General features: G+C 41.7%; 8 protein-coding genes and 1 tRNA gene. 2 read left to right on the top strand and 7 right to left on the bottom strand.

Annotated elements, in window-relative coordinates:
* Positions 1-185: 185 nt before the first annotated feature.
* The 3 genes from HXT52_RS01780 to HXT52_RS01770 all read right to left on the bottom strand — a co-directional run bounded on the left by HXT52_RS01780 (position 186) and on the right by HXT52_RS01770 (position 5007).
* Entirely contained in the window at positions 186-2768 is a 2583-nt protein-coding gene (locus tag HXT52_RS01780) for a hypothetical protein (protein ID WP_421776054.1), read from the bottom strand.
* Between the two features lie 892 nt (positions 2769-3660).
* Positions 3661-3733, bottom strand: a tRNA-Arg gene (locus HXT52_RS01775).
* A gap of 80 nt (positions 3734-3813) precedes the next feature.
* The gene (locus HXT52_RS01770; protein WP_421776174.1) at positions 3814-5007 is read right to left on the bottom strand and encodes an SLC13 family permease; all 1194 of its coding nucleotides are present in this window, start codon (positions 5005-5007) and stop codon (positions 3814-3816) included.
* 274 nt (positions 5008-5281) lie between these two features.
* On the opposite strand from HXT52_RS01770, the gene HXT52_RS01765 reads away from it, so the two are divergent.
* Positions 5282-7033: an acetolactate synthase large subunit gene (locus HXT52_RS01765; protein ID WP_421776053.1), complete on the top strand. Its 1752-nt coding sequence runs from the start codon at positions 5282-5284 to the stop codon at positions 7031-7033.
* Between the two features lie 207 nt (positions 7034-7240).
* Here HXT52_RS01765 and HXT52_RS01760 read toward each other — a convergent pair whose 3' ends face one another.
* The 3 genes from HXT52_RS01760 to HXT52_RS01750 form a co-directional block, all read right to left on the bottom strand.
* The gene (locus HXT52_RS01760) at positions 7241-8206 is read right to left on the bottom strand and encodes a nucleoside hydrolase (RefSeq protein WP_410313499.1); all 966 of its coding nucleotides are present in this window, start codon (positions 8204-8206) and stop codon (positions 7241-7243) included.
* 66 nt (positions 8207-8272) lie between these two features.
* The gene (gene dnaG / locus HXT52_RS01755; protein ID WP_421776173.1) at positions 8273-10348 is read right to left on the bottom strand and encodes a DNA primase; all 2076 of its coding nucleotides are present in this window, start codon (positions 10346-10348) and stop codon (positions 8273-8275) included.
* Positions 10349-10810: 462 nt separating this feature from the next.
* Positions 10811-12700 carry a PASTA domain-containing protein gene (locus HXT52_RS01750; protein ID WP_421776052.1) on the bottom strand — a complete coding sequence of 630 codons (1890 nt, stop codon included), beginning with the start codon at positions 12698-12700 and terminating at the stop codon, positions 10811-10813.
* A 356-nt stretch (positions 12701-13056) separates the two neighbouring features.
* Between HXT52_RS01750 and HXT52_RS01745 the strand changes: the two genes are divergently transcribed.
* Positions 13057-14382, top strand: coding sequence for a hypothetical protein (locus HXT52_RS01745; RefSeq protein ID WP_421776051.1), 1326 nt, complete (start codon positions 13057-13059; stop codon positions 14380-14382).
* A 168-nt stretch (positions 14383-14550) separates the two neighbouring features.
* Here the strand turns inward: HXT52_RS01745 and HXT52_RS01740 are convergent, their stop codons facing one another.
* Positions 14551-16293 carry a PASTA domain-containing protein gene (locus HXT52_RS01740; RefSeq protein WP_421776050.1) on the bottom strand — a complete coding sequence of 581 codons (1743 nt, stop codon included), beginning with the start codon at positions 16291-16293 and terminating at the stop codon, positions 14551-14553.
* Positions 16294-16321 lie beyond the last annotated feature (28 nt).

The following is a 16321-nucleotide window of genomic DNA, read 5'->3' as shown; positions in this document are numbered from 1 at the left end:
GATTTAGCACTTGTTTACGTACTTACTCGATACTTGTTTGTGTTTGTGTGTTTGTTTTGTTTTTTGACTACCTGGAATATCTTCTGGAAATATCTTGGTTTAGTTAATCTAATTATGTTTTTATTTTTGCTACGCGCACTGCACTAATACGCGCGCACAACTTTATTACGTAGGCAGCTTTCACATTAGCATCGCCGCCTTTCGTAAAGCAGCTTTCTGCATGCTTCACTTTGACTTATCACGAATCCAGCAGCGAGCACGCTCACCATTACGGCAGCTACAGCACCCAGCTGCAAGTTCCAATTCCACTCGCCTGTGTGCGGCAAAGTAAAATTGCTAACCGAATCAATATTGAGCTTAAAAGAAGCAAAGTCCTTGTTTTCCTTAAACGCCGTAGGAGAAGCATTAGTTAGCGCAGATTTTATTGAATCAGGAGTTAAGCTTCCAGATTGAGCAGCGCTGTTTTTTACTACAGCATCAAACTTAGTAAGCGCATCTGGCTTAAGAGCATACACAACGCACTGGTAATCGCCAGCTTCCGCTGACTTAAACGTAGCGCTGACATTAGTAGTAGCAGCAAAGTTTTTAGTCGATCCTTCAAGTGAGCAAGTCTGCTTGTCTTTTTCTGAAGTACATGGTTTTTGAGCATTTTCATCTGGGAAAGTAAATCCAAGTTTGCTTGGCTCTTCCCATTTTGTATACACAAGACCTTTGTTATCTGTGTTGCCTGTAGTGCCAGAACCGCCTGCAGCAACTCCGTTACTTGTGCCATCTGAATTACTTGTGCCACCTGCACCGCCTGCGTTAGTTTTTTGCGGCTCCTCACCCTTCGAGCACAACATTTTAAGCGTAATTGCTTTTTGAGAATCCGCCTCAGACGTGGCTTCAATAGACGGCTTAAGCTCCATACCGAGCATTGCAGAAATCTTGTTATTCTTGTCAGACAACGCCGCCGGCAACGAACCATCGCCATTTTTAAACGGATACACTTTCAGCGCAAGATCATTATCCCCAACCACAAGCTGCTGCTTTTTATTCGACTTCACCTCAATCTTAATGGTCTTAACGTCCCAGTCGATGTTTTTCTTATCAGAAAGCGAACCTTTGAATTGTCCATCATTTACATATCCGTGTCCGTCTCCTATTTTACTTACGATTTCACTTGCACCTTTATAAAAAGCATTCATTGGATCTTCGAAGACAGACTGTAGTTTACTCTTATCTCTAATGATTGAATTAAATAGATTTACATAGCTGTCACCGTTAACTTTATTGAAAAGTAAGCGCGCATCTTTCAAAGCAAACACCTTGCAAACATACGTCCCAGGCTTCTGTGGAGTTCCAGTAATCCAGCTTCTGGATTGCTCACGATAATCGTCATCTTCATAAAGCTGATCTCCACTATTTTTAGCCGAACCGTTTGGACGCTTCTTCAACTCGTTGTGCGTAGACTGCACCCACTTATTGGTAGATGTTCCACTGCTGCTACCGCTAAGAGTCAAACCATTAATACCGTCTAGAGAATAATCTTGAGTACCAGATTTATTGCAAACCATGCGATGATTAATAGTACCGATACCTTGCTTTAGTGACGAGTGAATAAAAAGCGGAGTTATGGGATTATACGTATCATCAGCGGAAGGGTCAGTTGATGTTGAATCTATAGTGATACTGTTATTGCTATCATCTACTTCTTTTTGGCCATCTTTAGCTTCATGATTATAAATATTAAAGGTTAAATCATTCGCTTGTGGTCTTATAAGATTATTGTAGCTAATTGACGCCTTCACGATAATCTCTGTAACCGAATTATCTGGATAATGAACTTTAACAATAGTCCTATAATCACTTACATCTTTGTTAGGCCACTTACTTGGATAAAACCGTATAAAACCATCGCTATTAGATTTTTCTGTAAACTTAGAAATATAATTTCCATCTGAGTTTTTAAAGAAAGCCCATTCGTACGCGGTTTCATAGGTTTTAATGGTCTTTTTTCTCTTTTTCGTAACTTTTTCATTAGTTAGCTCAAGCCAAACACCTTCTGGCAGTTTCTTAGACTCTTTTCCTGCAATCTTTATCACTGGCATACTAATATGAGGGTATTCATCGTAATAAAAGCTTAGCCTCGACTCTTTAAATCTATTAGTTATTTCAGTAGTTTTATAACTAATAGTGTAGCAATCAGCAAAAGTATTTTTATTCGCCGTTTTGCACTCTTTCAGAAGCGGAGTACTGTCCGCGGCGGCGCGAGTGTTGCCCAGCCCACGCTTTTGCCGACGCAATTTCTTTGCAGATTCTTCTTTTGTGACGCGTTCATCAGCGTCTTTTTTAGCGTCTTTATTTGGGTTCTTATTCGCGTCTTCTACAACAGTTTTTTTGTTTTTCTCTGAATCAACGTTTTGGGCGTGGTCTGCATTAGGGGCATCTGGATTGGTAGAAGGTTGCGGATTTTTAGGGTCTACAGTCTTAGAATCGCCAGCATCGCCCTTTGCAGCAGTTTCACCGCTTGCAGCGGATCCGTTTTTTGCAGGCGCTCCAGCAGTTTCCGCAGTCTTATTCTCAGGCTTTTCGTCTTGAGTTTGCGCCTGTTTAGGCTCGCCCTGCTGGCTAGCGCCCATAGAGGCAGATGGCATAATCATAAAAGTGGCAAGAATCGTCGCAACGGCAACAAAAAGCGCAACAATCACACGGCGAGCGCACGCTGTTTTACTGCAAATTGAGCGCAAGAATCGAAGGAAACGGCTATTGCGATGTAAATCACTCATCGACGCATCTCCTCCCTGCATATCGAGCCTTAAATACTATACCCCCCCCCCCATAGATTTTTCAAGTTACACCAATACTTTTAGCAATTTAAATCAATCAGACTACTAATAATAATTGTGTTTATAACATGTTTTTATATTGAAAAATTATTAATAAAACACATAATAATAAAATTTGTAAAACTAACCAAATTTGTATATGCTTATATGTACGACAAGCTCACTTCACTATAGGAAGTGTTGATTGCTGTTAGCAGAGGGTCGCCGGTTTTGTGCGACCCTCTAGCATATTTACTTTCCCAAAGCAATGCACAGCTGAATTATAGATTTTTATAACACCTTTTATCCGGATTGTAGGCCAATCGTCGGAATGAAAACTCGCCAATTCGCAAGGAAAACAATGAAACATCGCACTTACGCTTGCTTATTAAACCCTTTAATAATAGCCATAGCGAAACATAGTAGCAATGAATTCGATTTCTTGATTGTTAATACGACCAACTTGAACTTGAAAACCACGAGACAAAAGCTCAATATAGATTCAATTACACTCTCGGTTATAGCTTTCGATTATAGTCGATAAATTTATCGTTTCTTACACTTGTTTCTGTTATAAACGAAACAAATTAAAAATTCACCTTTGAGGTTAAGGCCGTGGTGTTCTAACGCATATTACGTACTGCGTAAGTAACGATAAATCGCGATTATTCGTTATTAACGCAGATTACGTACTGCACCAGTAACATATGACCGTTACTTTCTCAGATACTTAACTGAGTTTTTAACAGTGTTTGAGTGATTACCGTTATTTTCTCAGTCGATCAACTGAATTAGTAACGGTGCTTGGATTGCGACTATGCCACAGCCCAAACACCGTTTCAAGATTTAATCGTGCCCCCGACGCGACTCGAACGCGCAACCAACGGATTAGAAGGCCGTTGCTCTATCCTTTGAGCTACAGAGGCAAACAAATGGCTATTATACCAAAACGGCACTATCAACGCGCCATAAAATTATAAGTATCAAACGTTTACATAAAAAATTGTTATTCAATAATCCACGCAAGTGACATTAACACAGCAAGGAAGAAAACGTTCACAATCGTGTACGTAAGCAAATAACGTCCCCTATGCTCAGGATACTGATTCGTAATTCCCTTGTAAGAAATAAGCGAAGCCATAGAAGCAATAAGCGTACCCATTCCACCAAGATTTGTACCAATAATAAGCATCTTCCACTGATCACAGAATCCAGAAAGCAAAATCGTCGTCGGCACGTTGCTAATAAACTGGCTTGAAGCAATAGAAACTTCCATAGGATGCGTACCAACCCACATTTGTGCAAAATCACTAAAGCCCGGAACTCTTCGCATATTGCCAATAAAAATAAAGAACATAATAAATGTAAGCGGTAAAGCCCAATCAAGAACACGGAACACATGACGGTCGCAAAGAAGGAAAGCCACCACCATAATCACAACCATAATCCAATCCGGAATCCAACCACTAACACCACACAAGCAAACCACAAAAAGCAGGCTGTAAACAATAACGCGCCAACGAGTAAAGCTCATGCCGTAGCCCATAACGCGAATCTCATCCGGCTGCGGACGACCATGCGAAGGAGCAAGCACGCTCTGCTCAATATCATCACCGTGCAAGCCAGCAAACTGATCAACCTTACGAGACTTAAAGAACACAAAAGCAAACGCAATCATAAGCACCGCAGCCGTAACCGTATACGGTGACATAATCTTCAAAAAGTCTTTAGTAGACATATGCGTTAACGCTTTTAAGTACAAGTTATGTGCATTGCCAATAGGCGTAAGCATGCTGCCAACATTCGCGCCAATAGTCATAAGCGTGATTACAAGAATCGAACGTTTTTCAGCATTCGCCATAACAAGCACAGAAAGCGCAAAAGGCACAAAAGTTACGAGAGCAACATCGTTCGTAATAAACATTGCCGAGAAAAACGTCAACGACATGAGCACTAACACAAGCCCACGCTCAGTTCTAACATGCCTTAAAAGACGCGCACCAATCGCACGAAATACACCAATGCGCTGGAATCCACACACAACCATCATTAAGCAAATAAGCTGCGAAATAGTATTTACGTGAATATAACCCCAGTATTGAGAATCAGGAGGCACGAAAAAACATGAAATAATTGCCAAAATTGCCGCAACAATAAGAATGGTTTCACACTTGACCAGATTCAACAGCCAGCGCTTCATCATTCCTCCGTAAGGCAGCAAACACAATGCTCCTATTATACTAGAAACCCAATCCCAAAAACAGGTTAAACTCCCGACAAAATCGTTGAAATAGCAATAAATTAGCAACTACTAATAGCATGATTTAGCCTAAAATAGCTAACACAAAATTCCGCCCTTTTTTGTGACACGCGCATCAGCAAAGCATGTCGCAAAAGACAGGAATACGTATATTATGTAGAAAAGAATTTGTTGGCACTAAACAAATAATTGTTTACTACATAAGAAGCGAAATATGGCAGACATAAAAGAAACCGAAAGTAAGAAGATTGAACAAAAGCTTGCACGCCAAAAACATCTTCGCGAAAACCATCAGCGCAACACTGCAGATTTAATTGTTGAATGCTTAGTAAACGAAGGCGTTGAAGTAGTTTTCGGCATTCCAGGTGAGGAAAATATTCCGCTTCTTGAGGCGATTGAGCGAGACGGTCGCATTCGTTTTGTGCTTACTCGCCACGAGCAGGGCGCTGGTTTTATGGCAGCAACATACGCTCATATTACTGGAAAACCGGGCGTATGCTTGGCAACTTTAGGCCCTGGCGCACTAAATCTTACTCTTCCTGTAGCTCAAGCAAACGCAAGCACTACGCCGCTTGTTGCTATTTGCGCACAAGGTAATGTTTCTAGGCTTTATAAGGAATCTCATCAGATTATTGATTTGGTTGCACTCTTCCAGCCGATTACGCAATGGTCTTCTATGATGCTTGCTCCAGAGTCTGCGCCGGAAATGGTTCGAAAAGCTTTCTCTATTGCCGGCCGAAACCGTCCGGGAGCCACGTGCCTTGTTATTCCGGAAGATATTAGCGAAATGCAAGCGCCTGAAGGCGCGAAGCCTCTTCCACTTCCACATCCGCTGCATATTATGCCAGCTCCGGACACTATTGAAGAAGCTGCGAAAATTATTAGTAAAGCAAAGCAGCCTATTATTTTGGCTGGAAACGGTGTTGCGCGCTCTCACGCTGAGGATCAGCTTCTTGCTTTTGCAGAGCAGCTTAACGTGCCAGTTGCAACTACTTTTGAAGGAAAAGGCGTTTTCCCGGATAATCATCCGAATGCGCTTGGCGTCGTTGGATTTATGCATCGCGACTACGAAAACTTCGCTTTTGACACGGCTGATTTAATTATTGCCGTAGGTTTTTCAATTCAGCAGTTTGATCCTAAGAAAATCAACCCAAATATTGATAAAACCATTATTCACATCAATACTTTTGTGGAAGATACCGACGCGCACTACCCTACTGCGCTGAACATTATGGCAAATATTGGCCAAACGCTTAAAACTCTTACAGAAGTATTAAAGACGCGCAACGTAACTTTCGACGTAAGCCACCCTCGTATTAGACAACTACTTACGGAAGAATTACATTCTTGCGAAAACGACGAAAGCATGCCAATGAAACCGCAGCGAGTAGTTTACGATATTCGCCGCGCTGTGCCTGAAGGAACGAAGGTGCTTGTAGATACGGGCGCTTTGAAAATGTGGATGGCACGCTTGTACCCAACTATGCACCCGAATACTTGCATAATAGACAACAGTCTTTCTACTATGGCTTGGACGCTTCCGGGCGCTGTTGGAGCTTCGTTTATTCGAGATAACTCCGGCAAAATGAACGCAAAACCAGTTTTGGCTGTGATGGGCGACGGAAGCTTTATGATGAACGTGCAAGAAATTGAAACAGCTGTGCGCGTTGGAAGCCGCATGGTTGTTCTTGTTTGGGAAGATAACGCGTACGGCTTAATCAAGTGGAAGATGGAGCTTCACGCAGGCGAGCACGAATACGTTGATTTCCATAATCCGGACGTGCCAAAATTGGCTGAAAGCTTTGGCGCACGCGGACATGCTGTTAAAAAGCCAGAGGATTTGTACAATATGCTGCGCGCGGCTTTGGAGCAGGAAAGCGGAGTGGACGTGATTTCTTGCCCAGTTGATTACAGTGAGAATATGAAGCTTATTGAAAAGCTTGGAGACATTGATTTTAGTAACTGACGCGCTGCTCCAAACGTGCGCAACTTGTATCGCGTTTGGAGCGTTTCATTTAGCTAATCCCTCCAAACGCGCGCAACTTGTATCACATTTGGAGCGCTTTATTTAGCTAATCCCTCCAAACGCGGGAAATCTATCTCGCATTTGGAGCGTATCGTCAGCTGCTAAAGTATATTTATATAGAAAGCATGCTGGTAAAAACAAATTTTGCTAATCTACAACATGCAAAGTACGATAAATGTAATTTTTATATTTTTCGGGATTAAGCCTACTACATATTTCAACATTCGGAGTTTTACCAGAGAAGAAATTAGCATCAACAAGAACTGAGCCATAACTTGGTCCAGGAGTTGCATCAACTTGGCAATAATATTTTGTGCACTCGCTTATACATTCAGGATATAACGCAGCGGCAACTGCAGATGGATCAGCCATATCTAAATAAGCATCCCCAAAACGGCTAACATTCATTTCCATTAATTCCCTATTACAATCAATAGCGAACTTACCGAGTTCTCCACTTTTGCGAATATTAGCAATTTCTTGCGGATTCAGCATACATTCTCCCAAGCATGCATCCCATCCAACAAACATAATATTTTTAAGACCAGAATCAACTAATATCTTTGCAGCTTCTGCATCTTGCCAAATATTGAATTCTGCTACAGGAGAAACATTTCCACGGCCTAAACCAGCAGATCCCATAACGACTATGCGACCAACTTTTTTCATCGCTTCATAATCAACCTTAATAGCTAGAGCAATGTTAGTTAATGGCCCTAATGCAATAATGTCTATTTCACCATCTTCACTGTTTCTCAAAGTTTCAATCATTTTCAAAACAGCATTACCATTACTTTCTTTCAAACGATGAGGCACTAGACCAATATCACCCATTCCATCTCTACCATGAGTTTCATGAGCATAAGCCAAATCGCGCAACAGCATGCTTCTGCTTCCTTTATATACAGGTGGCTCATATGAACCAGCATGCTCGATAGTAGTAAGCGTATTGATAGTCGCTTGTTCCATGCACACGTTCCCTGATACAGTGCAAAACATTAATATCTCATATCTAGGATCATTCAAAGCCATGGCAATTGCCATAGCATCATCCGAACCACAATCTGTATCTATTATTATTTTCTTTTTAGAATAAATTCCTTGATTTTCCATAAACTATCAACATCCTATCAATTAATAGAAACTGTAGTTTCAGATGTGATTACAATATTTACACTCTTATAGAATTTGCGACTGCAAGTTTTTGCGGGCAGATTCCATTGAGGTGATTTTCCCTAGAAGCTCAAGCTTTTCCTGGCCATCCTTAAGTTTCGCCATACGCGCTCGAGCTGCACCAATTCTACGCATAAAACCAACGTCTAAAAGTCGAATAAGCAGCTCGTTCGCATACTTGCTTTCTGCAACAGTAGCTTTTCGCAAAAAATCCGAAGGAGATCCGTTTGAAGATTGCTGATTCTGCCGATTGCCGGCATCTTCTAACGAGTCTGAAGCTGAAGGAAGCGGCAATGGCATTACCGAAAGCTCAGTAATAACAGACTCCAGCAAAGGTCCAGCCGCTTTAGTCATCATATGCAACCACAATCCTTGCGTAACGTTGCCAGTCGGCAATCCTCCCGCAGCAACAAATGCTTGGAAAAGCGTTCTAAAAACTGGTGTAATAAAATTATTTAACGTAAGCTGCGCAAATAATTGTTCATTAAACGCAAGCGGAACTTGCAGCAACAAAGCCATAAACTGCTGCTCGCACATGAATACAGCATCATCAACGCGATAATAACGCTGATTTTGCGCAGCACTTCGAACAATAGCCATCCTAGAAGCTTTAGAATCTGCATCACGCTCAGCAACAGCCTGCGGCAAGCCAGCAGGAGTAGCGTTATACCTAGATGCGTAAGCATCGTCGTCACGAACTTGCAAACGGCGGCGAGAAGCCTCAACTTCCCTACGCATAGCAGCTAAATCAACACCAATTGCGCGCACAGCTTTGCGAGAATACAAGTCAAGAAGCGAACGGTCGCGAATTTGCGCAATAAGAGGCGCAACAGCTTTCACCGCACCCATTTGGCCAGTCGTAAACGAAGTATCAAAACGATTGATAACAGTATTGATAACAAAGTCATAAAGCGGACTTGCGTGCGAAACCAGCGAGCGCACAGCATCGTCACCGCGCTGAATACGCAAATCGCAAGGATCAAGATTATTGTCTGCTACAGCAACAAAAGTTTGCGTCAAAAATGCGGAATCTAAGCCAAAAGCGTGAAGCGCAGCCTTTTGACCTGCAGCATCACCGTCAAAAGTAAAAACAATTCGCGAGCTTACAGACTGACCATCCACCTTTAGAGGGCCAACAAGCTGAATTGCACCCAAAGAATCATCAGCAATAAGACGTCGCACAATCTTCGCATGTTCAACGCCGAAAGCAGTTCCGCAAGTAGCAACGGCAGTATCAACCCCAGCTAAATGGCATGCCATAACGTCCGTGTAACCTTCAACAATTACAACTTGACGCTTTTTAACAATATTTGCTTTCGCTAAGTCGATTCCGTACAAAACTTGCGTTTTTCGATACAGTGCAGTGTCGGGAGTGTTAATATATTTTGCGCTAATAGAATCGTCGTCGTAAAGCTTTCTTGCACCAAAGCCAAGAGTTCTACCAGTAGAGTCGCGAATAGGCCAAGTTAAGCGACCGCGGAAGTAGTCGTATATTCCTCGCTGACCGAGTCTAGCTAAGCCAGCGTCAAGCAGCTCTTGACGCGTAAAACCTTTATTCGCTAAGTATCTGACTAAATTATCCCAACCTTTAGGAGCGTAGCCACAAGAAAAACGCGCACTTTGCTGAGGAGTAAAGTTTCGCCCGGCAAGTAATTCGCGCGCGGCAGCAGCTTCCTCAGTATTAAGATTTGAAGCGAAAAACTTTTGAGCTTCCTCATTTGCTTCTAAAAGCCTGGCTCGCTTAGAACCGTGCGATTGATAGTCGCCTTTTTCTGCCTGCTGGTAGTGCATTTCAATGTGATAATGATCTGCCAAAAACTCAACAGCTTCGCGAAAATCAATGTTTTCTTTCTGCTCAACATACTTAAAAACGTCGCCGCCTGCACCGCATCCGAAGCAGTGCCACACGCCCAAACTTGGACGCACGCTAAAACTCGGTGTTTTTTCATCGTGGAATGGGCAAAGACCTACAAAAGTGCCAGTTCCCGAAGGCTTAAGCGTAACAGTTGCAGACACAATATCGTACAAATCTGCCACAGCGCGCACGCGCTCAATATCTTCTTTTGCGATCATTCCAACCATGGTATCTAGCTTATCGCAAACCGGCGGCGAGTGGTATTGGTGGTATGTGAAAACATTTGCCGCGTATTTTCCTGGCATTTGTTGCCGCTCTGGACTTATTTGACCACATTTGCCGTGTAATTTCCCCGGCGTTTGTTGTCATTTCAGTCTCAGCTGACCACATTTGCCGTATTATCAAGGACGCGCGGTTCCGTTCGCACCTGACCCGTACGATTCGAACGCATACTATCTTGTGGAAGAGCCTTTCTACTGGAGTGCAAATCCTAGCGAATCGTTGTAAAGCGCACTAAAAACGTATCACTTGCGTACAAGTTGCATATGTACTTACGTAAATCACTTACGTACAGAGCTTACGTACATAACTTGTGTACAATGCTTACGTATGTCTCTTACGTACAGAGCTTACGTGCAACACTTGCGTTAACAAACAAACTTTATACAGATTCGTTCTTTTACTTGCGCTTACAATTCCCTATCTTGAATGAAACTAATCCAATCAAACGGCTTCTCAACTAGGTAGTAAACGTTAGAATCATCCGGAGCTGGAGCAAAAGGCACAGGCTTATTAAATTCAGTTGGAACAAACGGATTATGCGTCATATCTCCATTTTTTGCATTAACTATTTGCTCTGATTTACTGTAATATTTAGGATCTCTGCGCAAAATAAACGGACGATCCATATCCGGTTTAGTCTTGCCTTTGCCTTTAAAGAATCCGCTTGCTTCTAGTTCGTCGAGCTTTGCATTAACCGGAACAAGAACGAAATATGCGCGCATTCTATAAGTTATACCCTTGTTAGCTCCAGGTATTTTCTTGTAATCAGGTCCGTAACTTGAATAAAGAGGATTCTTATCTAAATCTTCATACGAAACAAATTTTCCGTTAATGCAAGGTCCTGCAGGCGAAGTGTATATTTCATTGCCGCAATAAGGATCACCTCCATCGCGGAATATATCAACCATTCCCGTGTCGCCAAATAGCAACGTATTTTGCATAGGAAGTGAATTATGTTTTTCATTGTCGTAAACTTTGATTGCACTTCCTATGAGGTTCTGAGTAAACTGCCACATTCCAAAACTGTGATAATACTGTGTTTTATCGTCGTTAGCTATATCCTCAATAGCATGAGGTCCGCGAAGAAGAAGATCCGTGTTTTCTTCCGGACCTTCCATTGTATGATGCCCTATTTCAAACTCTAAGCAATCTCCAGATTTAGTGCACCATTTTCCAACAAACGGTGTAAGCGTCGACACTTCAACTGTAGTTAAATATTCACTATAGTACTTTTTTGAAGTAAACATTTTCTTCGTTTCAGAAGCATCAGCGCCATAGTAAAGCGTTATGTCGGTATCTCCCCTATGTGATTGCCCTAATCCAAGATTAGACCCAACAATTTTGCCTAAGTGTTTTCGGGATGAATATTTTGGTACAAGTCTAACTTTGAATCCTTCATCAGACATCATTTTGTACGCTTCGTCTTTATCTTTATCGAATAATTCAACAGGAACAGACCTGCCGCTATCAGGATATTTATCTTCTTCTCCAACACCTATGAAGATTTCTTTATTTTCATCTAAAGGCTCGCCTGGCATTGGGTTAGTTGCGGCGATTTTTCCAGGATGAAGTGAGGCTACTTTGTAAACCTTTACTGGAACTCCCATTGATTTTAATAGAGGCGCTGCTTCTTCAACAGTTTTTCCAATCACTCCCTTTTCCGGCATTCCAGGACCTTTGGATTCAACGACCGTTACAACGTGATTTCCGTGAATAACTTGCCCAGGTTTTACGTTTTGATACCGAGCAAAATTACCTGGTTTACTTCCTCCGAAATCTTTTACTAAGCGAGTTTCAACACCTTTTTCTTGCAGTTCGCGTACAACATCTTGCGCAGATTGTGAAGTTTTTGCTTTAGGTACGACTATGCGTTCAGATGGCGCTGCTTTACGAAAATGCGGAGAAGTAAAGAAGAAAACTGCCGCCGCAATAATTGCAACCGCTGCTATAACACATGCGCTGATGATAATTAGTTTGCGATTTTTGAGAAAATTGGCTTTGATTAGGCTTGTTGCTTTTGCGGGATTTGGTTGAGAGTATTGCGGATTATATTGCGACTGCTGCTGGTATTGCGTCTGCGGATTATATTGCGGCTGATATTGGGTTTGCTGTTGATTATAGTACGGTTGTTGCGGCTGCTGCTGGTATTGTGAATCATATTGCGGCTGCTGCGGCTGAGACTGCTGCGGCTGAGACTGCTGGTAGTCCGGCTGAGCTTCATTTTCAACAACAGCTCCACAAAAACCGCAAAACTTGGTACTTTCGTCAATCTTATTTCCGCAATTTGTACAAAACATCGTAGCCTTCTCTCGTGCGCGCAACAATCTCATCTACAGAAAAATCTGCTTTCTATACTACAGCTACTTGCGCAATTTTTTAATGCGACAACAAACGCCGTGAATATTCACGGCAAATGTTTCCGCATAACGCCGAAACGGCAACAAACGCCGGGAAAACAACACGGCAAATGTGGTCAAAAAACAGCCAATACGGAAACAAACGCCAGAGAAATAACACGGCAAATGTTTCCACATAACACCAGAACGGAAACAAACGCCAGAGAAAAAACACGGCAAATGTGGTCAAAACAGCTTTTAACCACAATCGTAAATTTAAGTTGTTTAATAGATAAAACGCAAATAGTATCAGCAACATGTTAAACAATCTAATGCATTCAATTTTAGAAGAAGAAAATGCCGGCAGATGCTTAATGGCATCAAAAACCAGCTCTCGCAAGAGTTTGAGACGACACTTGCAATCCGGTCATCTTGTCGAGCCATACTATGGCTTGTATACTCGAGCTGAGCATTGGAATAAACTTTTATACAAAGACAAAATTCTTCACATTGCACTATCTCTACAAGAGAAAATAAAAATCTTATCATGGAAGTTTACCGGAGAAACCGGAGCTGTAATGCTGAATTTGGACACAGCTAGCACTCCGAATGATTATGGAAAACCGACTAAAATCTACGTTTCGTGTCCTTACGAAGAAAAATACGTAACCTCAAAAAACTCGCAAGAAGAATATACTAGAGCTAGTCGTCAGCTTCAACGCGTACATTTGCCAGATATTGTAGACGACGAATTGGGAATCCGCATCGAAACATTCAATTTTGCGCAGAAAAAATCCAATAATAAACAACAAAATATTCCCACAACAAATTTTGGGCATTTAGAGACTCCAAAAGATAAAGCCATGCAACATGTTGCAAGTATATACAACATACTATTCGTGTGCGCGTGGACTCTTCCTTTTAGACGCGCTCTTCCTATTTTTGATTCTGCGGCAAAAAACAATGTAGATCTTGAAAAAGTTTATAAAGTGTGCGCAGAATTTTACGAAGAATTCCGATATCAATATGATGCACCATCGTTCCAAGATGTGCCATATTTAAAAGATAAGCATTCGATAATTAGTTACGTAAACGAATGCGACATTTTAGCTAGACTTCTCATACTGTGCAGACTTGCAAATGGTAAAAGCGAAAATAGTGGAGAATCACTGGCTAGAGCAACAATGATTGAACTTGGATTTAAAAACCCAGAGTTACAGCGAGAATTTTTTAATGAAAACAATCCAAAATGGCCGTATAGAGTAGATTTCGCATGGGAAATTAATAAAAAACTAATTGTCGGCGAACTTGACGGTACAGATAAATATTTAGCTGATAGTTGGGCAGATATAGATAGTATTGAAAGTAACGAAATCGATATAAATGGCAAGAATGCAATAGGAAACGTAAATAAATTAGCAAACAATAATTCAGAGAATGACAATAGCTTAACTGACTCTTTTGGGATTAATATTCTACATTATTACGACAGAGATGCAGTGCGGCGTGAGCATAAAAGGGAGCGTTTCCTGCTAAATTGTGGGGTAAATAATATAGTTCGTTTTGATTTTACTGATGTAATAAACCCTGAAAAACTTGAAAACTTATTACTCAATGCAGGAGTACCTAAGATTGATTATTAGTTAGTTAAAATCAGTTAGCGTAACCTCTTTACTCACGGCAAATGTGGTCAAATAACGCCAGAGTGGAAACAAATGCCGGGAAAATATACGGCAAATGTGGTCAAATAACGCCAATACGGAAACAAACGCCGGGAAAATATACGGCAAATGTGGTTAGACGCGGCCAAATCACAGTGATTCGCCAGGAATTGCACTCCAGTCGAAAGGTTCTTCCACAAGATAGTACGCGTTCGAATCATCCGGGGCAGGAGCGAACGGAACCGCTCGTCCTTTTTCAGAAGGAATAAACGGATTAACCCAATTGCCTCCTCCAGCCGGCAAATTCTTGCGTGTTTCTTTGTATAGCTTAGGATTCCTGCGCAAAATAAACGGTCGTGTCAAATCAGGCTTATTTTCAACTTTTCCAACGAAATATCCGCTATTTACAAGCTTATCGAACTTCGCACCAACAGGAACAACCACCATAAAATCTTGCATTGTGTAGTAGAGACCAACATCTTCACCTGGATCATGAGTAATTTCATCAAGCTTTTCAGAGTCTCCGATAAAATCAACATATTTTCCATTTACGCATGCAGATCCATATGAAGCAAGAAGAATATCATCGCTTCCACATTGTACAATTCCTCCGCCAGCGTACAATTCAATTGCGCCTGTGTCTCCGGAAATAAGATGATTTCTCATGTATTTTGTATTAGGAACGTTTTTATCAAACACAGCCCTATCTGCAGGGTCCTGACCTGCTGACGTCAATGTGAGTACGCCCCTAAGATTTATGTTGTCTCTTTTATCTTTATCAGGTATTCTGCCGTTTTTATCTGCAATATCTGCCGGTATAAGTTCCTTAATGTCCTTCTCTTCCGTATCTAATTCGGAAACTCCACCCATAAGACGAGGAAGAAGATTTATGCAATTGCCGCTCTTCGTGCACCACTTGCCTATAAAAGAGCCAGCGTGATTTACAAGATATATTGTTTGATCGCCGTAATCCATCTGCTCAGTCACCACATCCTTAGCTTTGGACGCGTCAACACCGTAGTAAAGCGTTACGGTTTTAGGATTTCCTTTAGTGCCCAAAGCTGGGTAGGCGCCAACGATTTTGCCGAAATACTTTGCAGACGAGAACTTCGGGCGAAGATCTACGGCGAAAGGCTTAGAAGACAACATGTCTTTGGCTTTGTCTTTATCTAAGCCAAACACGTCAACCGGAACGCCATCGCACTTTTCACCAACCGCAATATTTATTACACCGTCTTTGCCAACAGCGTTTCCAGGCATAGGGCTAGACGCAACAATCTTACCGTCGGCAGCATCGGTAGAAGGAACGTGATGCAGTTTTACTGGAACGCCCATTGACTTCACAATTTTCTTGGCATTGTCTAAACTTGCGCCAACAACGCCTTTCGCAGGAACGCCCGGGCCTTTAGATCTTAAAATTTTCACAACTGTTTTAGTTGACACTTTAGAACCCGGCTTAACGTTTTCGTATCGAAGGAAGTTGCCCTGCTTTTCATCGCCAAATTCGTCTATAACTTTCGTGCGGAAACCCTTATTTTCCAAGGACTTTACGACTCCATCCGTATCGTCTCCAGCTTTTGCTTTAGGAATTTTAGCGTAGGCTTTTGCACTGGTTAAGTTTGCGATTGAATTAGGATTTTTTACGCAATATAAAACAGTGCCTGTAATTACAAGCGCGATTGCAAGAATAATACTCGTAATCATAATTATGAGTTGCTTGCGATTATGAAGAGGGTCGAATTTGAAGGAATTATGAGATTGCGACGAGCTTGATAAGTTGGACGAGTTTAATGAGCTGTATGAATCGGCTACATCGCTTTCAACAACAGCTCCACAAGAACTGCAGAACTTATCGTCAGCGTCAATCTTATTTCCGCAATTTATGCAAAACATCGCAACCTTCTTCGCACAATTTAGTCTT

Origin of the sequence: Gardnerella sp. KA00288 (assembly GCF_049244085.1) — a bacterium.
GTDB classification, from domain to species: Bacteria; Actinomycetota; Actinomycetes; order Actinomycetales; family Bifidobacteriaceae; genus Bifidobacterium; species Bifidobacterium greenwoodii.
The sequence above is the reverse complement of the archived record's forward strand: the minus strand, read 5'-3'. Positions and strand labels throughout refer to the sequence as shown.